The organism is Alsobacter sp. SYSU BS001988 (assembly GCF_054796215.1).
The window spans coordinates 114697-136825 of the sequence record NZ_JBTAMK010000004.1 but is presented as its reverse complement, the minus strand read 5'-3'; the positions used below and the strand labels follow the sequence as shown (position 1 = coordinate 136825).

General features: G+C 72.0%; 24 protein-coding genes. 16 read left to right on the top strand and 8 right to left on the bottom strand.

What is annotated here, in order from left to right:
- Window positions 1-35 precede the first annotated feature (35 nt).
- From ACYVO7_RS10190 to ACYVO7_RS10180, 3 genes are all read left to right on the top strand, one after another.
- Window positions 36-269, top strand: a complete 234-nt coding sequence (locus ACYVO7_RS10190; protein ID WP_460449722.1) for a DUF1674 domain-containing protein — start codon at window positions 36-38, stop codon at window positions 267-269.
- Window positions 270-405: 136 nt separating this feature from the next.
- Window positions 406-1095 carry an OmpW/AlkL family protein gene (locus tag ACYVO7_RS10185; RefSeq protein ID WP_460449721.1) on the top strand — a complete coding sequence of 230 codons (690 nt, stop codon included), beginning with the start codon at window positions 406-408 and terminating at the stop codon, window positions 1093-1095.
- Window positions 1096-1240: 145 nt separating this feature from the next.
- A complete protein-coding gene (locus ACYVO7_RS10180) occupies window positions 1241-2626 on the top strand; it encodes a class I SAM-dependent methyltransferase (protein ID WP_460449720.1) in 1386 nt (461 codons plus the stop codon).
- Here ACYVO7_RS10180 and ACYVO7_RS10175 read toward each other — a convergent pair.
- Window positions 2611-3117 carry a L,D-transpeptidase gene (locus ACYVO7_RS10175; protein ID WP_460449719.1) on the bottom strand — a complete coding sequence of 169 codons (507 nt, stop codon included), beginning with the start codon at window positions 3115-3117 and terminating at the stop codon, window positions 2611-2613. The genes ACYVO7_RS10180 and ACYVO7_RS10175 overlap by 16 nt on opposite strands.
- A gap of 946 nt (window positions 3118-4063) precedes the next feature.
- Between ACYVO7_RS10175 and ACYVO7_RS10170 the strand changes: the two genes are divergently transcribed.
- Together ACYVO7_RS10170 and purH are read left to right on the top strand one after the other, a co-directional pair.
- Entirely contained in the window at window positions 4064-5836 is a 1773-nt protein-coding gene (locus ACYVO7_RS10170; protein ID WP_460449718.1) for a heparinase II/III family protein, read from the top strand.
- Between the two features lie 99 nt (window positions 5837-5935).
- Window positions 5936-7528, top strand: a complete 1593-nt coding sequence (purH, locus tag ACYVO7_RS10165; protein WP_460449967.1) for a bifunctional phosphoribosylaminoimidazolecarboxamide formyltransferase/IMP cyclohydrolase — start codon at window positions 5936-5938, stop codon at window positions 7526-7528.
- Window positions 7529-7577: 49 nt separating this feature from the next.
- On the opposite strand, the gene efp is transcribed toward purH, so the two are convergent.
- Window positions 7578-8144, bottom strand: coding sequence for an elongation factor P (gene efp / locus ACYVO7_RS10160; RefSeq protein ID WP_460449717.1), 567 nt, complete (start codon window positions 8142-8144; stop codon window positions 7578-7580).
- 146 nt (window positions 8145-8290) lie between these two features.
- Between efp and epmA the strand changes: the two genes are divergently transcribed.
- The 3 genes from epmA (at window position 8291) to ACYVO7_RS10145 (ending at window position 11381) form a co-directional block, all read left to right on the top strand.
- Window positions 8291-9427, top strand: a complete 1137-nt coding sequence (gene epmA, locus ACYVO7_RS10155; RefSeq protein ID WP_460449716.1) for an EF-P lysine aminoacylase EpmA — start codon at window positions 8291-8293, stop codon at window positions 9425-9427.
- Between the two features lie 63 nt (window positions 9428-9490).
- Window positions 9491-10555: a lysine-2,3-aminomutase-like protein gene (locus ACYVO7_RS10150; protein ID WP_460449715.1), complete on the top strand. Its 1065-nt coding sequence runs from the start codon at window positions 9491-9493 to the stop codon at window positions 10553-10555.
- A 190-nt stretch (window positions 10556-10745) separates the two neighbouring features.
- Entirely contained in the window at window positions 10746-11381 is a 636-nt protein-coding gene (locus ACYVO7_RS10145; protein WP_460449714.1) for a L,D-transpeptidase, read from the top strand.
- A 100-nt stretch (window positions 11382-11481) separates the two neighbouring features.
- Here the strand turns inward: ACYVO7_RS10145 and ACYVO7_RS10140 are convergent, their stop codons facing one another.
- Window positions 11482-11793 carry a hypothetical protein gene (locus ACYVO7_RS10140; RefSeq protein ID WP_460449713.1) on the bottom strand — a complete coding sequence of 104 codons (312 nt, stop codon included), beginning with the start codon at window positions 11791-11793 and terminating at the stop codon, window positions 11482-11484.
- 259 nt (window positions 11794-12052) lie between these two features.
- Here ACYVO7_RS10140 and ACYVO7_RS10135 point away from each other — a divergent pair, with 259 nt between their 5' ends.
- From ACYVO7_RS10135 to ACYVO7_RS10120, 4 genes are all read left to right on the top strand, one after another.
- On the top strand, window positions 12053-12262 hold the full coding sequence (locus ACYVO7_RS10135; protein WP_460449712.1) for a hypothetical protein: 210 nt from the start codon (window positions 12053-12055) through the stop codon (window positions 12260-12262).
- Between the two features lie 133 nt (window positions 12263-12395).
- Window positions 12396-12854, top strand: a complete 459-nt coding sequence (locus ACYVO7_RS10130) for a tellurite resistance TerB family protein (protein WP_460449711.1) — start codon at window positions 12396-12398, stop codon at window positions 12852-12854.
- Between the two features lie 113 nt (window positions 12855-12967).
- Window positions 12968-13819, top strand: coding sequence for a glutamine amidotransferase (locus ACYVO7_RS10125; RefSeq protein WP_460449710.1), 852 nt, complete (start codon window positions 12968-12970; stop codon window positions 13817-13819).
- A gap of 96 nt (window positions 13820-13915) precedes the next feature.
- Window positions 13916-14272 (top strand): hypothetical protein, encoded by a 357-nt coding sequence (locus tag ACYVO7_RS10120; protein WP_460449709.1) that lies wholly within the window; start codon window positions 13916-13918, stop codon window positions 14270-14272.
- Between the two features lie 98 nt (window positions 14273-14370).
- Here the strand turns inward: ACYVO7_RS10120 and ACYVO7_RS10115 are convergent, their stop codons facing one another.
- On the bottom strand, window positions 14371-14793 hold the full coding sequence (locus ACYVO7_RS10115) for a hypothetical protein (RefSeq protein ID WP_460449708.1): 423 nt from the start codon (window positions 14791-14793) through the stop codon (window positions 14371-14373).
- Window positions 14794-14962: 169 nt separating this feature from the next.
- Between ACYVO7_RS10115 and ACYVO7_RS10110 the strand changes: the two genes are divergently transcribed.
- Together ACYVO7_RS10110 and ACYVO7_RS10105 are read left to right on the top strand one after the other, a co-directional pair.
- On the top strand, window positions 14963-15808 hold the full coding sequence (locus tag ACYVO7_RS10110; protein WP_460449707.1) for a universal stress protein: 846 nt from the start codon (window positions 14963-14965) through the stop codon (window positions 15806-15808).
- 87 nt (window positions 15809-15895) lie between these two features.
- Complete coding sequence (locus tag ACYVO7_RS10105; protein ID WP_460449706.1) at window positions 15896-16276, top strand: DUF1236 domain-containing protein; 381 nt, start codon at window positions 15896-15898, stop codon at window positions 16274-16276.
- 59 nt (window positions 16277-16335) lie between these two features.
- Here the strand turns inward: ACYVO7_RS10105 and ACYVO7_RS10100 are convergent, their stop codons facing one another.
- Complete coding sequence (locus tag ACYVO7_RS10100; protein ID WP_460449705.1) at window positions 16336-16572, bottom strand: hypothetical protein; 237 nt, start codon at window positions 16570-16572, stop codon at window positions 16336-16338.
- Window positions 16573-16825: 253 nt separating this feature from the next.
- Between ACYVO7_RS10100 and ACYVO7_RS10095 the strand changes: the two genes are divergently transcribed.
- Together ACYVO7_RS10095 and ACYVO7_RS10090 are read left to right on the top strand one after the other, a co-directional pair.
- On the top strand, window positions 16826-18001 hold the full coding sequence (locus ACYVO7_RS10095; protein ID WP_460449704.1) for a zinc-dependent alcohol dehydrogenase: 1176 nt from the start codon (window positions 16826-16828) through the stop codon (window positions 17999-18001).
- 15 nt (window positions 18002-18016) lie between these two features.
- Window positions 18017-18589 (top strand): hypothetical protein, encoded by a 573-nt coding sequence (locus ACYVO7_RS10090; protein ID WP_460449703.1) that lies wholly within the window; start codon window positions 18017-18019, stop codon window positions 18587-18589.
- Here ACYVO7_RS10090 and ACYVO7_RS10085 read toward each other — a convergent pair.
- The 3 genes from ACYVO7_RS10085 to ACYVO7_RS10075 are packed head-to-tail and all read right to left on the bottom strand — an operon-like array spanning window position 18586 to window position 22129.
- Window positions 18586-19578 carry an ABC transporter ATP-binding protein gene (locus ACYVO7_RS10085; RefSeq protein WP_460449702.1) on the bottom strand — a complete coding sequence of 331 codons (993 nt, stop codon included), beginning with the start codon at window positions 19576-19578 and terminating at the stop codon, window positions 18586-18588. The two genes, ACYVO7_RS10090 and ACYVO7_RS10085, sit on opposite strands and share 4 nt — an antisense overlap.
- Complete coding sequence (locus ACYVO7_RS10080; RefSeq protein ID WP_460449701.1) at window positions 19575-20582, bottom strand: ABC transporter ATP-binding protein; 1008 nt, start codon at window positions 20580-20582, stop codon at window positions 19575-19577. The genes ACYVO7_RS10085 and ACYVO7_RS10080 overlap by 4 nt, the downstream gene beginning before the upstream one ends.
- Window positions 20579-22129, bottom strand: coding sequence for a gamma-glutamyltransferase family protein (locus ACYVO7_RS10075; RefSeq protein ID WP_460449700.1), 1551 nt, complete (start codon window positions 22127-22129; stop codon window positions 20579-20581). Before ACYVO7_RS10075 ends, ACYVO7_RS10080 begins: the two co-directional genes overlap by 4 nt.

Below are 22129 nucleotides of genomic sequence, written 5' to 3'. Positions count from 1 at the left end.
CTTCCGTCCTGTCCTCGCCGCGCCAGAGCACGACCATGACCGACGCCGACAAACCTTCCATCCCTCCGGCCGCCCCGGAGCCGTCCGCCCCGGAGTCCGGCAAGGCCCTCAGCCCGGCCGCGCGGCGCGCCCTCGAGGAAGCCGCCGCCCGTCGGGCCGCCCGCGACGCGAAGGCCGAAGCCCCGCCGCCCGAGCGCGACGGGCGCGGCGGGCTTGAACCCGTGCGCTACGGCGACTGGGAGATCAAGGGGCTGATCAGCGATTTCTGATTGTTGCGGGAGCGCAACAGCCCCGTTTAAGCTCGCAGAGGTTGATTTAGCGCAATTCCACGCGCGACGCCGAGGCGCATCACCCCCATACGGGTCGCTCGAACGACCTTGCATCTTCCAGGCTGGGGGCTTTGCCATGAAATACACCGCCATCGCCGCTTTCGCGGCCGCGCTGCTGGGCTGCGCGCCGCTGTCCGCCCAGGCGGCGGACCTTCCGACCGCCAAGGCTCCAATCTTCGTCGCGGCCGCGCCGAGCCCGTGGATGGTGCGCGTCCGCGGCCTCGCGGTTCTGCCGCAGGAATCGACCCGCAGCGTGGTGGTCGGCGGCGTCCCGCTCACCGACAAGATCTCGGTGTCGGACACCGTCATCCCCGAGCTCGACATCAGCTACTTCTTCACGCCGAACTTCGCGGCCGAGCTGGTGCTGGGCACCACGCCCCACAACCTCACCATCAAGGGGCCGGTGACCAACCACCTGGCGCTCGGCCGCGTGTGGCTGCTGCCGCCGACGCTGACGCTGCAGTATCACTTCACCCAGTTCGGCGCGTTCAAGCCCTATGTGGGCGCGGGCGTGAACTACACGGTGTTCTACGGCGAGAAGTCCAAGAGCGCCTTCACCAGCCTCGACGTGAAGGACCAGTTCGGCTTCGCCCTGCAGGCCGGCATGGACTACATGCTCGACCAGCATTGGGGCCTCAACATCGACGTCAAGAAGCTCTGGCTGCGGCCCGACGCCAAGGCCGTGCTGGGCGGCTCCACGCCGGTGAAGGCCAAGGTCAATCTCGACCCCTGGCTGGTCGGCGTCGGCGTCACCTACCGGTTCTGATCCGACCCCGACCTCCGGGATCCCGGTCGACGGCCCGCCCGCGCGCGGGCCGTTCGCATGTCCGCGCCGCGCCTGGGGGCGTGCACGTTGATCCGGCGGCCATCCTGGGTAGAGTGGCCGCCCCGACGGCGCGGATGACCTGGCGATGCAAGACAAGGCGCGGCATGAGAAGACGCGCGACGACAAGGCGCGCAGGCGGCTCGCGGCGCTGAAGGCCGCGCTGGCCGACGCGCACAGGACGCTGAAGCTCGGCTTCGGCTTCGCGCTGTGGGACGGGGCCACCGTCCCGGCCGACTGGCCGGCCGACGGCCTGCGGATCCGCGTCGCCGACGAGGGGGTCTTCGCGTCGCTGATGCGCCGTCCGAAGCTCGACACGCTGATCGAGGCCCATGTGGCCGGCCGGGTCGAGATCGAGAACGGGACGATCTTCGACCTCGCCGCCGCCCGGCCGGAGGGAAAGACCGGCAAGCTCGCCCGCAAGCTCTCCAAGCTGAAGCTGCTTCGGGCCGCCGGCCTGTTCCTGTTCGCCCCGCGGGACGCGCCGCCCGCCCTCGGCGGCATCGAGGACGACGCCTCGAGGCGCAGCGGCGCGGCGGAGACGAACCGCGAGAACGTCTCCTATCACTACGACGTCTCGAACGCCTTCTACCGCCTCTTCCTCGACGGCGAGATGGTCTACACCTGCGCCTATTTCCAGCCCGACTGGCATGACGACCTGGACCGCGCCCAGCGCGACAAGCTCGACATGATCTGCCGGAAGCTGCGGCTGCAGCCGGGCGACCGCTTCCTCGACATCGGCTGCGGCTGGGGGGCGCTGATCTGCCACGCGGCCCGCCACTACGGCGTCTACGCCACCGGGGTGACGCTCTCGAAGGAACAGGCGGCGCTCGCGACCGAGAAGGCCGAGCGCCTCGGCCTGTCGGAGCGGGTCAAGGTGGAGCTCAAGGACTACCGGGCGCTGGACCAGGAGTTCGACAAGATCGCCAGCATCGGCATGTTCGAGCATGTCGGCATCGACAATCACCGCGACTATTTCGCCGCCGTCCACCGGCTGCTGAGGCCGCGGGGGCTCTATCTGCACCACGCCATCTCGCGGCCCGCCAAGGGCGACGACAAGGCCTTCCGCAAGATGCGGGCGGAGTACAAGGCGCTGGTTCGCTACATCTTCCCGGGCGGCGAGCTCGACCATCTCGGCATGTCGATCGCCAATCTGGAGCGGACCAAGTTCGAGGTCCACGACGTCGAGGGCTGGCGCGAGCATTACGCGCGGACGACGCGGCTGTGGTTCGACCGGCTCAACGCCAACCGGGCCGCCGCCGAGGCGGAGGTCGGGCCGGAGAAGACCCGCATGTGGCTGCTTTATCTGGCGGGCTGCTCGCTCGCCTTCGAGCGCTCGGCGGTGGGGATCTTCCAGACGCTCGTCTCGCGGCGGACGAAGGGCCCGGCGGGCCTGCCGCCGAGCCGGGCGCATCTCTACGCGCCCGCTCCGCCGTCGGCGGCCGGGCCGGACGAAGCTCAGGGCGTAACGTAGACCTGCGCGCCCACCGACACCCGGTCGAAGAGGTCGATCACGTCTTCGTTATACATCCTGATGCAGCCATAGGACGCGGCCGTGCCGATCGAGGCGCGCATGCCGCGTGTGGTGCCGTGGATGGCGTATTCGCCGCCGGCCAGCGTTAGGGCGCGCGCGCCCATGGGGTTGCGCGGTCCGGGCGGGATCACGTTGGGCATGCGGGGATTGTCGCGCTTCACCTCGGCCGGCGGGGACCAGGCCGGCTCGACATATTTCCCGTCGATGCGCGCCGCGCCATGCCACTGCTTGCCCATCTTGCCGACCGCGACGGGGTAGCGCAGCGCCGTACCGTCGCCGAGCGGCAGGTAGAGGCGCCGCTCCGCGGTGCGGATCACGATGGAGCCCCGCTCCGCGCCGCCCTGGAAGGGCACGCGCTCCACGGCGGCCTGGGCCGCGCCCGCCGAAGCCGCCAGGGCCGCCGCGACGGCCAGAACCTGAAACCGGGTCATGCTGTTGCATCCTGCCTCGTGTGGGAATCGATACCGCAGGGCGGCGCAGGCCGCGACGAAAGCCTGCCGGGAAGGTAAATGCGCCAGCCTGTGCAAGCGTTGCCGCCGCATCGGCGCGCTCATTTTCCGGGGTGAGGCCTTGGCCCACTCTCCCCGTCATCCCCGGCGCGCCGCAGGCGCGGGAAGGGGATCCAGGAGGCTGGGCGAAAAGCGGCTCTTCCGCGACCGGACTGGATCCCCTTCCCGGCGCTTCGCGCCGCCGGGGATGACGGCGAGTTGACAAACGGAAAAAAATCCTATAACTCTTGTGACGCTCTGGTCCACGGAGGGGCGTCTGCAGCGTGAGGACGTGGACCAGGGGCGGCGGCCGTCGAAGGCCGGGCTCACCACCCGGTTCGAGGCGGCGGACGGAAGACAACGTCCGACCAGCGAAGCGCGAAGGGGCTGAAAGCGCCCCGGGATCTTCCTTCCATCCTCCAACGTCGCGCGCGGAGCGGCGGGGCCTGGCGGCCTCCCGGCTTCTCTTTTCCACACCCCACTCGCCGTGGGGCAACCAGCGTCGCCGCTCCGCGCCGCCCTCCACCTCCGGGCCGAAAGGCCGCGGAGCTGAACGCGCGTGCCCTTCTCCCCGGGACGGGGAGAAGGTGGCCCGAAGGGCCGGATGAGGGGCCGACATCCAGCCACGCGCCACCCCCTCACCCCAGCCCTCTCCCCGTTCCGGGGCGAGGGGGCGGATGCCGCCCTTCACCGCGGCCTCACGCGAGCGCAGAACCCTCCTGAGCATGGCCGCTGGGAGACGCCGGCTACGACCGCCGGAGCGCGCCGGTAAGATCGCGTTAACCATGATGCTTTCATGGTGGGCGAGACGAGCCCCGGGCGGTTATGGTTAGCGTTCGGTGAATGGCGGTGCGTTTGGCCCCGCTGGCCTTGCGGAGATGCGCCAGCCTTGACGACACGTGCGATCACGGATCGCTGGCGCCTGGCATGGCTGGTGGCGCGCCTGGGGGCGCGGCGCGCTCTTCGGGCGTTGGCCGCGCCGGTCCGGGCCCTGTGGCCCTCCGGCGCGCCGGCGGCGGAGCGGCTCGTGGTGGCCCCTCAGGATCTGCGCACCACCGACCCCACCGTGGCCAGCGACATCTATGGCGGCTACTTCGCCTTCGCCGGCAAGGTCGTGGCGGCCGGCGGGCGCTCGCCCTTCGCGCTGTCGCCTCCCTCGGCGGCCTGGGCCGAGGGGCTGATGGGGTTCGGCTGGCTGCGGCACCTGCGGGCGGCCGAATCGGCCCTGGCCCGCGCCAACGCCCGCGCCCTGGTGGACGACTGGATCACGCTCAGCGGCCGCTCGCGCGGCGTCGCGGCCGAGCCGGGCGTGGCGGCGCGCCGGCTGATCTCCTGGCTCAGCCAGTCGCCGGTGATCCTCGACGGCGCGGACCGCGACTTCTACCGCAAGTTCCTGCGCTCGATCGTCCGGCAGGCGGCGCGCCTGCAGCGGCAGCTGCCGCGCATGGACGACGGCGAGCGGCGCCTTCTGGCCGCCATCGCGCTCGCCTATCTGGCGATCTGCACCGGGGCGGCCCCGGCCGCCCAGCGCCGCGCCTCGCGGCAGCTCGCCGACGAGCTGCAGCGCCAGCTGCTGCCGGACGGCGGGCATGTGGGGCGCAACCCCCGCACGCTGGTGGACCTGCTCACCGACTTGCTGCCGCTGCGCCAGCTCTACGCCAGCCAGGGCCTGGAGCCGCCGCGCGCGCTCCTCAACGGCATCGACCGGATGATGCCGATGGTGCGGATGTTCCGCCACGCCGACGGCTCGCTGGCGCTGTTCAACGGCATGAGCGCCACCCCGGCCGACACGCTCGCGACCCTGCTGGCCTATACGGACGCGCGGTCGCAGCCGATGGAGAACGCGCCCCATTCGGGGTTTCAGCGCCTGCAGGCCCGCTCGGCGCTCGTCGTCATGGACGCCGGCCCGCCGCCGCCGGAGGATTACTCCGGCCGCGCCCATGCGGGCTGCCTGTCCTTCGAGTTCTCCGACGGCCCGTGCCGGATCGTGGTCAATTGCGGCGCGCCGCCGCCCGGGGCCGAGCAGTGGCGCCAGATGGCCCGTGCCACGGCCGCGCACTCCACGGCGACCGTCAACGACACATCCTCCTGCCGCTTCGTGGCCGAGGACGCCACGTCCTTCCTGGGCTCGCCCATCCTGTCAGGCCCGCGCGACGTGCCGATGCAGCGGGTGGCGCGGCGCGAGCCGGAGGAGCCCGCCGTGGGCGTCCAGGCTTCGCATGACGGCTATGCGCCCGCCTTCGGGGTGCTGCACGAGCGGCGCCTGATGCTCGACCTGAACGGAGCCCGGCTCACCGGCCGCGACGCCTTCCCGGTCGTCAGCCCCGGCCGCGCTCAGGCCAGCGCGGACGCCTTCGCGCTGCGGTTCCACCTGCATCCGCATGTGCGCGCCGACAGGGCGGCGGACGGGCTCTCGGTGGCGCTGGAGCTGCCGGGCGGGACGCGATGGCGCTTTGCGGCCGGCGGCCTTCCGATCGCCCTGGAGGAGAGCATCTTCTTCGCCGCGCCGGACGGCGCGCGCCGGTCGGAGCAACTCGTGGTCCACGGCGGCTACCACGCCACGCCCGGCGTGGAGTGGGCCTTCATCCGCGAGGCCGGACGGCCTAACGGGACGGATCGCGCCCGGCCGGCGGGCGAGCCGGAGCCCGACGCGCCCGCCTGACGGTTCCCCGCCGCCCCTGATCGTGCTATCGCGCCCGCCACATGGCCCTTTTCGGGGCTTCGGGCCCGTCGCGACCGGGTCCTTGCGACAAGGTGCATGATGGCGAGCGATATCCGGCGCGTGACCCGCGCCCTCCTCTCGGTTTCCGATAAGACCGGGCTCATCGACCTGGCGTCCGCCCTGGACCGGGCCGGCGTGGAGCTGGTCTCGACGGGAGGAACCGCCAAGGCCATCGCGGCGGCGGGGCTGCCGGTGCGCGACGTGTCGGACCTCACCGGCTTCCCGGAGATGATGGACGGCCGGGTGAAGACGCTGCATCCGATGGTGCATGGCGGGTTGCTGGCCATCCGCGAGAATCCCGAGCACGAGGCCGCTATGCTGGCCCACGGCATCGCGCCGATCGACCTGCTCGTGGTCAACCTCTACCCGTTCGAGGCCACGGTGGCGGCCGGCAAGGCCTATGACGACTGCATCGAGAACATCGACATCGGCGGCCCGGCGATGATCCGGGCGGCCGCCAAGAACCACGCCGACGTGGCCGTGGTGGTGGAGCCGGAGGACTACGCGCTCGTCCTGGGCGAGCTCGAGGCCCATGCGGGGGCGACCACGCTGGCGCTGCGCAAGCGGCTCGCCGCCAAGGCCTACGCCCGGACCGGCGCCTATGACGCGGCCATCTCCACCTGGTTCGCCCGCGAACTGGGCGAGACCTCGCCGACCTACCGGGCGATCGGCGGCAAGCTGGCCGAGACGATGCGGTATGGCGAGAACCCGCACCAGTGGGCCGCGTTCTACCGCACCGCGGAGAGCCGCCCGGGCGTCGCCACCGCGCGGCAGCTGCAGGGCAAGCAGCTCTCCTACAACAACATCAACGACACCGACGCGGCCTTTGAGTGCGTGTCGGAGTTCGATCCGGCCCGCACGGCCGCGGTGGCGATCATCAAGCACGCCAATCCGTGCGGCGCGGCGGAGGGCGCCTCGCTGGCCGAGGCCTACCGCAAGGCGCTGGCCTGCGACCCGGTCTCGGCCTTCGGCGGCATCGTGGCGCTGAACCGGCGGCTCGACGCCGAGGCGGCCCGCGCCATCGTGGAGATCTTCACCGAGGTGATCATCGCGCCGGAGGCCGACGAGGAGGCCGTCGCCATCGTGGCGGCGAAGAAGAACCTGCGCCTGCTGGTGACCGGCGGCCTGCCGGACCCGCGCGCCGAGGGCCTGTCGCTGCGCAGCGTGGCGGGGGGATTCCTGGTCCAGGCCCGCGACAACGCGGTGGTGGACGACATGGACCTGCGCGTCGTCACGAAGCGCCAGCCGACCGCGGGCGAACTCGCCGACATGCGCTTCGCCTTCCGGGTCGCCAAGCACGTGAAGTCGAACGCCATCGTGTATGTGCGGGACGGCGCCACGGTCGGGATCGGGGCCGGCCAGATGAGCCGGGTGGATTCCTCGCGCATCGCCGCCTGGAAGGCGGCCGAGGCGGCCAGGGCCGCCGGCCTGCCCGAGACGCTGGCCAAGGGCTCCGTGGTGGCGTCGGACGCCTTCTTCCCCTTCGCGGACGGGCTGCTGGCCGCCGCCGAGGCCGGCGCGACCGCCGTGATCCAGCCGGGCGGCTCGATGCGCGACGACGAGGTCATCAAGGCCGCCGACGAGGCCGGGCTGGCGATGGCCTTCACCGGGCGCCGCCACTTCCGGCACTGAGGCGGGAGGGCGGTCCCGTCAGGCCCGCCGTCGCAGGGGAAAGCGCGCCTCAGTCCTTGGCGCGCTCGACATAGGAGCTGTCCTCGGTCATCACGACGACGCGGGTGCCGGGGCCGATATGCGGCGGCACCATGGTGCGGGCGCCGTTGGACAGCATCGCGGGCTTGTAGGAGGACGAGGCGGTCTGGCCCTTCATGGTGGGCTCGGTCTGGGTGATCTTGAGCGTAACGCGGGCCGGGATCTGGATCGCGACCGGCACGCCCTCATGCATGCTCACCACGCAGGTCATGTTCTCCTGCAGCCAGATCGCCTGGTCGCCCATGACGTCCGCCGGCACCACGACCTGGTCGTAGTTCTCCGGGTTCATGAAGTGGTGGCCCTCGCCGTCGCTGTAGAGGAAGTTGAAGTCGCGGTCCTCCACATAGGCCCGCTCCACCTGCTCGGTGGTCCGGTAGCGCTCGGAGATCTTCACCCCGTCGGAGATGCGGCGCATGTCGAGCTGGGTGACGGGCGTGCCCTTGCCGGGATGGATGTTCTCGGCGGTCAGGATGACGTAGAGCTTGCCGTCCTTGTCGACGATGTTGCCCTTGCGAAGCGAGCTGGCGATGACCTTCACGGCTGTGTCTCTCTCAAATGGGGAGGCGCCCCGGGGCGGGTCGCCATCACAAGCGCAGCTGGGCGGCCGGGGACGCCGCGGCGCGGCGAAGCCGGCCCCGACGCGGCTGCGGCGAGGTTGCAGCCTTTCAGCACGGATTTCCGAAAATGGCCAGTGCTCCGCACCAGAATACCGACCCCGCCCGGGGCGCCGCGTCGCCCCCCGGACGGCCCGCGGCCGCCGGTCCGGCCGCCTCGCCCTGGTGGACGCCGGACGTGCACGCCGACCGCAGGCCCTTCCTGCTGGCCCGCAACGCCATCGTGGCCGCCGTCCGCGACTGGTTCGGCCGGCGCGATTTCGTCGAGGTGGACGGCGGGATCCTGCAGGTCTCGCCCGGCAATGAGGCGCATCTGCACGCCTTCTCGACCCAGATCGTCGGCCCGGGCGGCGAGCGCGCCCCGCTGCATCTGCACACCTCGCCGGAATTCGCCTGCAAGAAGCTGCTGACGGCCGGCGAGCGGCGCATCTTCGCGCTGGCCAAGGTGTTCCGGAACCGCGAGCGCGGGGCGCTGCACCATCCCGAGTTCACCATGCTGGAATGGTACCGCGCGGACGAGGACTATGAGGCCGTGATGCGCGACTGCGCCGACCTCCTCGCTCTCGCGGCGCGGAGCGTCGGGGCGACGTCGCTCGCCTTCCGGGGCCGCTCCTGCGATCCCTTCGCCGAGCCGGAGCGCCTGACGCTGGCCCAGGCCTTCGACCGCCATGCCGGGATCGACCTCCTGGCGAGCGTGCGGCCGGACGGCGCCGACCGCGACGCGCTGGCCGCGGCGGCGGCGCGGGCCGGCGTCCGGATCGCGGAGGACGACGGCTGGTCGGACGTGTTCAGCCGCGTGCTGGTCGAGCGCATCGAGCCGCATCTGGGAATGGGGCGTCCGACGCTGCTGTGCGAGTACCCGGCCGGCGAGGCCGCCCTGGCGCGGCCCAAGCCCGGCGACCCGCGCGTGGCGGAGCGCTTCGAGCTCTACGCCTGCGGGGTAGAGCTCGCCAACGCCTTCGGCGAGCTGACCGACGCGGACGAGCAGCGCCGCCGCTTCGAGGCCGAGATGGCCGAGAAGCAGCGCGTCTATGGCGAGCGCTACCCGGTGGACGAGGACTTCCTGGCCGCGCTGCGCCTGATGCCGCCCGCCAGCGGCGCCGCGCTGGGGCTGGAGCGCCTGGTCATGCTGGCGACCGGCGCGAGCCGGATCGACCAGGTGATCTGGACGCCGCTGCCGGCCGGGCCCCAGGGTCCGGCGTTGTAAGCGCAAGGCCGCCGTGAGATGACGAGGCCCGCGCCGTCCCTTCCTCCGCACCCGAGCCTGCCGATGTCGAGCGCCCCACGCGCCGTTCCGCCCACGCCCCTTCCCCGCACCCTGCGGACCGCCGACGACCTCGTGGCCGCGGGCCTGATCCCGGAGGCCGCGAGGGCCGGCGCCGAGGCCGTGGCCGGGCGCTACGCCGTCGCCGTCACGCCCGCCATGCAGGCGCTCATCGTTCCGGGCGATCCCGACGACCCCATCGCGCGGCAGTTCACGCCCGATCCGCGCGAGCTGGAGACCCGGCCGGAGGAGCGCGCCGATCCGATCGGGGACGACGTCCACAGCCCGACCGAGGGCCTGGTCCACCGCTATCCGGACCGGGTCCTGCTGAAGCTGGTGCATGTCTGCGCGGTGTATTGCCGGTTCTGCTTCCGGCGCGAGACGGTAGGGCCGGCCGGGTCCGGCATGCTGTCGCCCGAGGCCTTCGCGGCCGCGGTCGCCTATGTGGCGGCCCGCCCGGAGATCTGGGAGGTGGTGATCACCGGCGGCGACCCGCTGGTGCTGTCGCCCCGGCGCCTGCAGGACGTGGTGGAGGCGCTGGCGGCCATCCCGCACGTGAAGGTCGTGCGCTGGCATACCCGGCTGCCCGTCGTCGATCCGCAGCGGGTAGGGCCGGAGCTGATCGCGGCCCTGACGGGCCCGCGGCTGACCACCTATGTGGCTCTCCACGCCAACCATCCGCGCGAGCTGACCGAAGCGGCGCGGGCGGCCTGCGCGCGGCTGATCGAGGCCGGCGTCGCGATGGTGAGCCAGACGGTGCTGCTCAAGGGCGTCAACGACGACGTGGAGACGCTGTCGGCGCTGATGCGCGGCTTCGTCGAGGCGCGGGTGAAGCCGTATTACCTGCACCACGGCGATCTGGCGCCGGGCACCTCGCATCTGCGCACCTCGCTGGCCGAGGGCCGGGCGCTCGTGAAGGCGCTGCGCGGCCGCCTGTCGGGCCTGTGCCAGCCGACCTACGTGCTCGACATCCCGGGAGGCTTCGGCAAGGCCTCGGTGGCCCCGGACGCCTTCGACGGCGCGGAGGTCGAGGACTATCGCGGCGGCCGGCACGCCTATCCTTTGGATTGATTCAATTCGATCAAAACGCCGTTATTTCAATTCACCCCTTCTTATTGATGCTGGCGCCCGAGGCCGAGTCCTGCGAAAGATGTAGGGCGGCGTAAAGACTTGCGGGTCTTGATGGCCGTTAACGAGGCGACCGGCGCGACCGGTCGCCCGACAGGGTCGTCGTCATTCCGATATTCCGAGGGAGTTCGCCATGCGTCTCGTGGCTGCGTCGTTGATGTCGCGCGTATTGGGCCGTTGGGCCGCCGCTTTCGCCGCGATGGCGCTGGCGTGCTTCGCCACCGCCCACAGCGCCCAGGCCGTGGTGCGCATCAATGTCGACCTCACGACCCAGACCATGCGGGTCCAGTCCGACCAGGGCGTCTATACCTGGAAAGTCTCGACGGCGCGGTCCGGCTACGCGACGCCGCGCGGAGTCTACCGGGCGCAGCGGCTCGAGAAGATGCACTATTCGCGCAAATACGACATGTCGCCGATGCCGCACTCGATCTTCTTCAAGGGCGGCTACGCGATCCACGGCACCGGCGCGGTCGGCGCGCTGGGGCGTCCCGCCTCGCATGGCTGCGTGCGGCTCTCCAAGGCCAACGCGGCGCAGCTCTACGCCATGGTCCAGCGCGAGAGCGCCGTCATCGCCATCACGGGCGTGTCGCCGGCCAGCGCGGTCGCCAGCAAGTCCGGCCGCTCCCATGTGGCGGGCCACAAGGCGAGCCGGACGCAGACGGCGGCCAAGCGCATGGCGCCCGAGCCGCTGGGCTACGCGCCCATCCCGCGGTCGGGCTCGCTGAAGTCCTGGGTCCGCGACCCGTCGGAATGGTGGATCCCGCGCTAGGTTGGAGCGGAGTCCGACCTGATTGCATCAGGTCGTCGCTCGAGCAATCCGATCGAGCATCATCTTCCACCAACCGGAATCCACTTGGCGGGATGATGCTCTAGAAGCTCATCGTCGGGGCGAAGAAGCACCGGCGCGAGCCGTCGGCCTTGCGGCACCGCCAGAATTCCCGGTCCTCCGACGTATAGGCTTCGGCGAAGGGCACCAGCTCCTGCCCGTCGATGAGGTAGCCCTCCTTGTTGACGACGATCCGCGCCGGCGTGATCGCGGCGCAGTCGCTGGGCCCGCAGCAATGCACCCCGCTCAGCGGGTCCCTGTATCGACCGCTGTTGATCCAGAAGTCGTGACTGATGGCGGTTGGCGACGCAGCGACGCAAAACGCGAACGCGCACGCGGCGGGTCCAAGCTTCATGACGGCATCCTGTCGAGTCGGGCGCGCCGACGTCGTTCGCGTCGGCCGAACGCAGTGTCATCGGGACCCCGCGCCCGGATCGCACGGGCCGTGTCGCGGGGCATTCCAAGGCGCCGATTCGGGACAGGGCCGCTCCGCGCCCGTCCCGCGCCGATCCGCGAGGAGCGGCGGATGCGGGCCAACGCACGTTGCGCGACCAGAGTTGCACCGCCGTTCACCTCGGCGCGGGACTGGCGTATCCTGCGAGTTGGAGGTCTTCATGGCGGCGCGGCGCGACCAGGACGGCGGGGCGGCGGACACCGATCCCGACGAGGCGCAGAGGACCACGGCCAACCTGATCGTGGCCATCGTCTGCCTCGTCCTGTTGGGGGCCGGGCTCTTCGTCGTCGAATCCTTGCACCGGGCCAGCAAGGTCCAGGACTGCCTGGAGGCGGGCCGGCGCAACTGCGCGGCGGCCTCGACGCGCTAGACGCGCCGCCGGATCACGTGAAGTTGAACGAAAAACCGCCCGCGGTCAGGCCGCGGCGGACCCGACTCGGCGATGCTCGCGTTCGACCCGAGATCGCCCGCGCGGCGCCATCGTCCTGCCTGGAGCCAGCGGAATGCTGAAAGCGCTGTCGCATTTCTTCGACGCCCTGGTGGGGGCGGCGCCCCGGCCGGCGGCCCCGCCGGTCGACGACCGGCTGCTCACCGCCGCGGCCGTGCTGGTGCATGTGGCGCAGGTCGACGGAACGCTCACGGACGCGGAGCGGCTGTGGCTGCTCAACACCGTGCAGGCGCGCACCGGCCTCGCCGACGACGCGGCGGAGCGCTTCGTCGCCCAGGCCAGCCGCCGCGACCTCGAGGCGGGCGACGTCGCCGAGACGCTCTCGAATCTCAGGCGCAGCCTGGACGCCGGGCAGAAGCGCGAGCTCGTCGCCATGATGTGGCGGATGGCGCTGGCGGACGGCTCCATCCACGAGTTCGAGGACACGCTGATCAGCCGCGCCTGCGAGCTCCTGGGCGTCGGGCCGGCCGACGCCGCGGCGATCCGGGCCGCCGAGGGCGCGCCGGCGCCCTGAGCGGACGCATGGCGGCGTTGCGGCGCGCGCCTCGACCCGGCCGCCGGTCTGTGGCACGGTTGATGCTTGATCGAGCCACGCACTCTTCCGGCTACCCCAGGACCGTCGAATCCGTGCCGAACAGCATCCTCATCGTGCTCCACCAGGAGCATTCCACGCCGGGGCGCGTGGGCCGTCTCCTGCGCGAACGCGGTTACGACCTCGACATCCGGCGCACGCCGCTGGGCCAGCCTCTCCCGGACACCATGGACGAGCACGCCGGCGCGGTGGTGTTCGGCGGGCCGATGAGCGCCAACGACCCGGACGACTGGATCAAGCGGCAGACGGACTGGATCGGCGCGGTGCTGAAGTCCGGCAAGCCCTATCTGGGGCTCTGCCTCGGCGCCCAGATGCTGGTGCGCCAGCTCGGCGGCAAGGTGGAGACGCATCCCCACGGGCACGCCGAGATCGGCTATTACGACCTGCGGCCGACGGACCCGCACGGCCATGGCTTCGCCGAGGAGCTCGGGGTGGCGTGGCCCGGCCGGGTCTATCAGTGGCACCGGGAGGGCTTCGACGCGCCGGGCTGCTGCGAGGTGCTGGCCGAGGGCGACATTTTCCCCAACCAGGCGTTCCGCTGCGGCGAGCGGGCCTACGGGCTGCAGTTCCACCCGGAAGTGACCTACGCGATGATGTGCCGGTGGACGGTGCGGGCGCATGAGCGCATGGCGCTGCCCGGCGCCCGGCAGCGGCACGAGCATCTCGGCGGCTGGTTCCTGCACGACTCCGCCGTCCGGCGCTGGCTCGACGGCTTCCTCGACCACTGGCTCTCGGAGCCGAAGCCGCGCGAGGCCTCCGCGCCGATCCTGGCGCCGGGCGCTCCGATCCTGGCGCCGGCTCCGCCCGTCTCGCGGCCGATCGAGGTCGCCGCGCCGCGTCGCGCCCCGGCCCCGGCCCCGCATGCGGCCGTCGGCGTTCCGGCCTGATCACCTTGCGGTGAGGCGGCGCCGGTCCGGCTGTCGTTTCCGGCGCGACCGGCTACGCTGGCCGTCGCGCTGGACGAGCGCGAGGAGGATCGTCGCATGAAACCGTGGATGTCTGGCGGGTTCGGGTTCCGCATGTCCGTCCGGGGCGCCGGCGCGCTCATCGGTCTGGCCGCGCTGACGGCGCCGGGCCTGGCCGATTCGATCGACGGCAACTGGTGCAACGAGAAGACCGGCAAGACCATGCAGATCCAGGGGCCGTCCATCGTGACGCCGGGCGGCAGCCGGATCGAGGGGCGCTACTCGCGCCACTCCTTCGCCTACACGGTGCCGGAGCGCGAGACCCCCGCCGGGGCCGCCGTCACCATGGGGCTGATCAGCGAAAACGCCGTGCAGGTGCAGGCCGGCGACGGCCAGCAGGCCGAGATCTGGCGCCGCTGCGAGCAGACGAGCTAGACCATGCTGTGTTGTGATGGAAACACAGCATGGTCCAGGTTTCTGGGGGGTCGCACGCTTCGTGCGAAAAGCCGGATTCGACCTTTTCGCAGCATGCTCTAGCGCGACGCCACCCGCAGCGCCGCCAGCGCGCCGATCGCCCAGACCGCGTTGTAGGCCAGCGGGTAGATGGCGCGGCTCGCCACGAAGCCGGGGCCGCCCGTGAGGGCCGGCCCGTGCAGCCAGCCGACCGCGCTGATCAGCAGGGCGAAGATCAGTACGGCGGAGACGGCCCCGACGACGCCGGCGCCGATGCGCGGCAGCGCGGCCGTGAGGGCGACGCCCCAGAGCCCGCCCAGGAGGGCGGTCGCCGCGACCTGCGGGACGCGCAGCGGCAGCGAAACCGGGGCGGCCCAGGGCGCCATCGACCAGGCCGGGCCGCCCGGAAATCCGAGCCGCGCGCCGAAATAGAGCGCGGTCTGGTGGACCACGAGCACGGACAGGACTCCGGCGACGAAGCCGAAAATGAGGCGGGAAATCATCGAAGCGTCCTCGAATTCAGCGACCATCCAGCAAAGTTCCGGCCGAATCGCAAGGATCGTCCCGCGAAATGCGGTGGACCGGCCGGCGCGACCTTCGCAGCAAGCCCTCGCGGCGTCTTGCAACCGTGCTACTCTGACCAGGGGGAAGCGCACATCGGGGAGGCGCGAAATGGTCATGAAATCGGTGCTGGTGCCGGTCGAGGAGCACGAGAACGCCTCATCCGTGCTGCAGACCGCCCTGGTCTTCGCGCGCCATTTCGGCAGTTGCGTGGAGGCCGTCGCGACCCTGCCGCTCATCGACAACTACATCGTGGGCGAGATGGTGCCGCTGTGGCCGCCGGCCCAGAACGGCACCGCGGACAGCTCGCGCGAGGCGCTCATGACGTTCGAGCGCTTCATGGAGCGCCATGGCGTGCAGCGCCGGGAGCGGGCCCCGGAGGGGCCGAGCTGGACGCTGCGCGAGGGCGCCCTGATGGGCGACAGCGCCGTGGCGGCGCACGCCCGGGTGTTCGACGTCACGGTGGTGGGGCGGCCGGGCTCGGGCTCGTCCGGCCCGCGCCTGTCGCTGCTGGAGGCGGTGCTGTTCGAAAGCGGGCGGCCCGTCCTGATGGCGCCGCCGATCGCGCCGCCCGAGGGGACGCCCATCGGCGACACCGTGGTGATCGCCTGGAACCGCAGCACCGAGACGGCGCGCGCGGTCGCCCTCGCCATGCCGATCCTGGCCCAGTCGCGCCGCATCCGGGTGCTGACCGTGGAGGGCGGCAACACCCCGGGGCCGTCCGGGGAGGACCTCGTCCGGCACCTGCGCCAGAACGGCGTCGAGGCGGACGCCGTCACGGTGACGCCGACCGGCCGGACCATCGGCGAGGCCATCCTGGACCACGCCTCCGCCTATGGGGCGGACCTGCTGATCAAGGGCGCCTACACCCAGAGCCGGCTGCGGCAGATGATCTTCGGCGGCGCGACGAGCCACATCCTGTCCAACGCCGCCTTGCCGGTGCTGTTCGCCCACTAGGGGCGGCGGCCGACGCCGCCGCCGCCGCGTCGCGGAACCCCGCCTGAGGCGGGGCGTTGCTCCAGCCTGAATGGAAGGAGCGACACCATGACATTACGGATCGCAATGCGGGCGGCCCTCTTCGGCGTCGCCGCGGCGGGCCTGCTTGCGGCGCCGGGCGTCCGGGCCCAGACCACGACCATCATCGAGGACCAGACCGGCTCGATCGACGAACCTTACGAGTTCGCGCCCGAGCAGGAGACGGTCATCCGCCGCCGCATCATCGAGGAGCGGCTCGCCCCGGTGGAGATCCAGCGCGGCTCCGTCCGGGTCGGCAGCATCGTGCCGGAGGACGTCGAGCTGCAGCCGATGAACGGGATCGGGTCGCAGCGGCTGCAGCGGCTGGGCTATTTCCTCTCCCCGGACGACAAGATCGTGGTGGTGGAGCCCCGCAGCCGCCAGGTCGTGCGCATCATCGACCAGCGCTGAACTCCCCCTCACCGTGAACGCGGCGGCCGCTCCTGGGAGCGGCCGCTTTCGTTTCGGGGTCAGCCCTCGCCCTGGGGCAGCGGCGCGCCGGCGGTCTCGCCATCCGGCGGGTCCTGCTCGCGCGGCCAGCTCTCCGAGCCGTCGCGGTCGGCGAAGCCGAACATCTCGGCGATGTCCTTTTCGGCCGCGTCATCCGCGGCTTCGGCCGGGGCCTGGGCCGGATCGGGCGCGGCCTGGGCCGCTTTCGTCACGCCCGGCTGGCCGGCCGGATCGTCCTCGCCCCTGCGCTGGGTCATGCTCGGCTCTCCTGGTTCGCCCTCGCCGGCGGCGGGCGCCGGGTCCGCTTGCAACGCGCCCGGCCCCCGGCGGTTCGCTGCCGATCTTTCGTGGCCGACGCAGGAACACTCCCGCGCGGCGAATATTACTCCCACCGACGCTCCGCCGTCGCGGCCAAGCGACCGCGCATCGGCCGCGCGGTCTCTCTCTCATGCCGCTGGCTTCCTGGGCGACGCCGGCCCCGCGATACGAAGATTCCGACAGGAGAACGCGATGAAAGCGCTGGTTTGGCACGGGAAGGAAGACATCCGCTGCGACTCGGTCACGGATCCCGAGATCGAGGATCCGCGTGACGCGATCATCCGGGTGACGAGCTGCGCCATCTGCGGCTCCGACCTGCATCTCTTCCACAACTTCATCCCCGCCATGATGCCCGGCGACGTCATGGGCCACGAGATGATGGGCGAGGTGGTGGAGGTCGGGTCCGGCGTCAACGGGGCCCTCAAGAAGGGCGACCGCATCGTCGTCCCCTTCACGATCTTCTGCGGCGAATGCGACCAGTGCAGGCGCGGCAACTTCTCCGTCTGCGAGCGGAGCAACCGCAAGAAGCACCTCGCCGACAAAGTGTTCGGCCACGCGACGGCTGGGCTGTTCGGCTACACGCATCTCACCGGCGGCTATCCGGGCGGGCAGGCCGAATACCTGCGCGTCCCCTTCGCCGACAAGACGCACATCAAGGTCCCGGACAGCCTGTCGGACGAGCAGGTGCTGTTCCTCGGCGACATCTTCCCGACCGGCTGGCAGGCCGCCGTCCAGTGCGACATCCAGCCGACCGACACGGTCGCGATCTGGGGTTGCGGGCCGGTGGGCCAGATGGCCATCCGCAGCGCCATCCTGCTCGGCGCCAAGCAGGTCGTGGCGATCGACTGCCTCCCCGAGCGGCTCGGCATGGCGGAGGCCGGCGGGGCCGTGACGATCGACTTCATGAAGGAGAGCGTGGTCGGCCGCCTCAACGACCTCACCGACGGCAAGGGGCCGGAGAAGTGCATCGACGCGATCGGCATGGAGAGCCACGTCTCGTTCTCGCAGCCCGACACGGTCTATGACCGCGCCAAGCAACTGATGATGATGGAGAACGACCGGCCGCACGTGCTGCGGGAGATGATCTATGTCTGCCGCCCGGCGGGCGTGATCTCGATCCCGGGCGTCTATAGCGGCCTCGTCGACAAGATCCCGATGGGCCAGGCCATGAACAAGGGCCTGACCTTCCGGATGGGCCAGACCCACGTCAACCGCTGGACCGACGACCTGCTCCGGCGGATCGAGGAGGGCCAAATCGACCCGTCCTTCGTGATCACCCATACGGCCAGCCTCGAAGAGGGGCCCGAAATGTACAAGGTCTTCCGCGACAAGCAGGACGGCTGCGTCAAGGTCGTTCTGAAACCCTGAGCCGGCGAGGACGCGATGTTCCACCTTTCCAACCTGACCCGCTCGGCGGGGGATCCCAAGATCGTCAAGTCCGGCCCGAGCTCGCTGGGCGTGGCCGACCGGCTCGCCCGAGGCCTCGGCTGGTTCAGCATCGCCCTCGGGGCGGCCGAACTGATCGCGCCGCGCCGGCTGACGCGGGCGCTCGGCATGGAGGGCTCCGAGACGCTGGTGCGGGTCTACGGCCTGCGCGAGATCATGGCCGGGATGATGACGCTGTCGACGGAGAAGAATGTCGGGCTGGCCTCCCGCGTCGCCGGAGACGGCCTCGACATCGCCACCCTGTTCGCGGCGATGAGGCCCGGCAACCCCAAGCGGGACAATGTCGGCCTCGCGCTCGCCATGGTGGTCGGGGTGACGATCCTCGACATCGCGGCCGCGAAGGCCAGCGCGGCGCGCCACGCCCGCGCGGCGCCCTCCTCGCCGGACCGCTACCGGAACCGCAGCGGCTTCCCGAAAGGGCTGCAGCAGGCGCGCGGGGCGGCCCGGGATTTCAAGACGCCCCGCGACATGCGGGCCGCCCCCGCCCTGGCCGAAGCCGGCGGGGTCTAGGCGCAGGCCTGCGCCGCCGGATCGGCCGCCGGGACGCGCACGAGGCACGCCGCCTCGGTCCCGCCGGCCGCCGGCGCCAGCACGGGCCTGACCTCGCCGCAGCGGGCCTGCGCCAGCGGGCACCGGGTCACGAAGGGACAGCCCGCCGGCGCGGCCAGCGGGCTCGGCAGGTCGCCGCGCAACACGATCTTGGGCCGGCGGCGCTGCTCCACGGGGTCTGGCAGCGGAATGGCCGAGAGCAGCGCCTCCGTGTAGGGATGCGCCGGGGCGCCGAAGACGGCGTCGGTCGCGCCCCGCTCGGCGATGGTCCCCAGATACATCACCAGGACGTCGTCCGCGATGTGCCGCACCACCGAGAGGTCGTGCGAGATGAACAGGTAGGCGAGGCCGAGCTCCGCCTGCAGGCTCATCAGCAGATTGAGGATCTGCGACCGGATCGAGACGTCCAGCGCCGAGACCGGCTCGTCCAGAACCAGCAGCCGCGGCGAGAGCGCCAGGGCGCGGGCGATGACGACGCGCTGGCGCTGGCCGCCCGACAGCGCGTTCGGGGTGCGCGGCGCGTAGGAGGCCGGCAGGCCGACGAGGTCCAGCGCCTCGGCGACGCGCCTGCGGCGGTCGGCCCGGCTCCAGCCCCGGATGGCCAGGGGCTCGGCGACGCTGTCCTCGATCGACATCTTGGGGTCCAGCGCCGCCGAGGGATCCTGGAAGACGATCTGCATGTCGCCGGCCAGCGCCCGCCGGGCGGCGCGGTCGCGGCGCCCGCCGATGTCGCGGCCGTCGAAGCGGACCGCGCCGGAGGTGATCGGCTCCAGGCCCAGGATGGCGTAGGCGGTGGTCGACTTGCCGCAGCCGCTCTCGCCGACGAGCGCCACGGTGCGTCCGGCCGGGACCTCGAAGGACACGCCGTCGACGGCGCGCACCAGCCCGGCCTTGCCGCGCAGCGGGAAATGGACGCGCAGGTCGCGCACGCTGAGCAGGGGCTCCGTCACGCCAGGCTCCCCGCTTCGCCGACGCGCCAGCAGGCGGCGCGGCGCTCGCCGCCGTCGCGGACCGGGGCGAGCGGCGGGACCTGCGCGCATTGCGGCGCGGCGAGCGGGCAGCGCGAGCGGAAGCGGCAGCCGTCCGGCCAGTCCTCCGGGCTCGGCACCACGCCCTCGATGGTGCGCAGGGCCTCCTTCCGGGCGCCGTCCAGCCGCGGGATCGTGGCCAGGAGCAGCCGCGTATAGGGATGGGCGGGGTCGGCGAAGAGCTCCTCCACCGGGCCGCTCTCGACGATGCGGCCGCCATACATGACGGCGACGTCGTCGGCCATGTCGGCGACCACGCCCATGTCGTGGGTGATCAGCAGGATGGTGGTCCCGGCCTCGGCGCGCAGGCGCTGCATCAGGGCGAGGATCTGGGCCTGGATGGTGACGTCCAGGGCGGTGGTGGGCTCGTCGGCGATCAGCAGGCGCGGGCGGCAGACCAGCGCGGCCGCGATCATGACGCGCTGGCACATGCCCCCGGACAGCTCGAACGGATAGGCCTCGGCCCGGCGCGCCGCGTCCGGGATGCCGACCGTGCCCAGCATGGCGACCGCCTCGGCCCAGGCCTGCCGGCCGGAGAGGCCGCGATGCAGCCGCAGCGCCTCGGCGACCTGGTCGCCGACGCGCAGCAGCGGGTTGAGGGACGCCACCGGCTCCTGGAACACCACCGAGGCGAGGTCGCCCCGCACCCGGGCGAGGCCGTCCTCGGCCATGGCGGTGAGGTCCCGCCCCTCCAGCAGGATGCGCCCGCTGGTGCGGCGGGCGACGCCGGGCAGCAGGCCCAGCACGGCCAGCGCCGTCAGGCTCTTGCCCGATCCGCTCTCGCCCACCAGGGCCAGGACCCGCCCGGCCCGCAGCCGCAGGGTGACGCCGTCCACCACGGCGACGCCGCCGATCTCGATCCCGAGATCCTCGATGGCGAGCAGGGGCGCCGGGACGGCGGCGTCCGGGGACAGCGCAGCGGTCAAGCCGGCCCTCCGACCGCCACGGCCGCCCACGGGCTGGTGGGATGCGCCATGCCGATATTCTCGCCCTCGGGGGTCCGCATCACGGCCGACGGAACGGCGAAGTTGGTCGGGAAGACCGTGTCCTCGACCACCTCGACCGGGAACGCGCCGCCCACCCGGGCCGCGACGTCGGGGCCCGCCTTGGCGTTCACCCGGATGGTGGGCGTGCTGGCGTCGAGCCGGGGCGCGTGGAAGGCGTCCTCCAGCGACAGGCCCCCGTCCACCACATAGGACATCAGCTGCAGCAGGGTCGGGAAGATGGTGCGGCCCCCGGCGGCGCCGAGCGCGAACCAGGGCCTGCCGTCCCGCCGCAGGATCAGCGGGCACATGTTCGCCAGCGGCTTGGCCCCGGGCGCGATGGCGTTGGGCTGGCCGGGCCGCGGGTCGAACCACATCACGCCGTTGTTCATCAGGAAGCCGGCGTTGGGCAGGACCACTCGCGAGCCGAAGCGCGACAGCAGCGTGTTGGTGAGCGACACCATGGTCCCGGACGCGTCGACGACGCTGAGATGGGTGGTGCAGCCGGCCTGCGGGTTCGCCGCGTGCCCCATCTCGGTGAGGCGCCGCTCATAGGCGTTGCGGATGGCCGTCGCATAGGCGAGCGCCGCGGCGGCGGGATCGCGGACGGGGGCGACGTCCTGCGGCTCCAGTTCGGCGCAGGCCTGGAGATAGCTGGGGCCGCCGCTCAGCCCGGCGATCGCGTTGACCTCGACGCCCCGATAGGTCCCCCGCAAGGGGGCGCGCCATTCGGGGCGGAACGCCGCCAGGTCGGCGAGGTCGATCTTGGAGCCGCCCTCGGCGAGGTCGGCCGCGACCATGCGGGCGATCTCGCCCTCGTAGAAGTCGCGCGGGCCGGCCTTGGCCAGGCGGCGCAGGGTGGCGGCCTTGCGCGGCATGGGCTTGCGGTTGGTCGCGCCGGCCTCGCCCGGCCGGGGCGCCCGGCCGTCCTCCAGGAACAGCGCCGCGGTGGAGGGATGCCGGGCGAGGCCCGCCGCCTCGACGGCGAAGGTCAGCGCCGCGAACCAGTCGATCTCCAGCCCGCGCTCGGCGTGCTCGATGGCGGGCGCCAGCGCGTCCTCCCAGGAGATCGAGCCATGGCGGGCCAGCGCCTCGGAGAGGCCCGCCACCGCGCCGGGAACCGCCATCGACGTGTAGCCGGAGACGTTGCGGTCGCCCTCCACGGCCGGCCAGGCGAACCAGTTGCCCTCGCCCGAGCGGCTGAGCGGATAGTCGGCCGGGTCCAGCCGCCGCGCCGAGACGACGTTGAAGTCCAGCGTCTCGACCTCGCCGGTCGCCCCGTCGGCGCGCAGCAGGAAGCCGCCGCCGCCGATTCCCGACAGCCAGGGCTCCACCACCGAGAGCGTCAGCGCCGTCGTGACGGCGGCGTCGACGGCGTTGCCGCCGCGCGCCAGCACGGCGGCCCCGGCTTCGGCCGCGATGCGGTTCTGGGCGGCGACGACGCCGTGGCGCGAGCGGACCTGCGCCTTGCGCAAGGTGAAAGTCTGCAT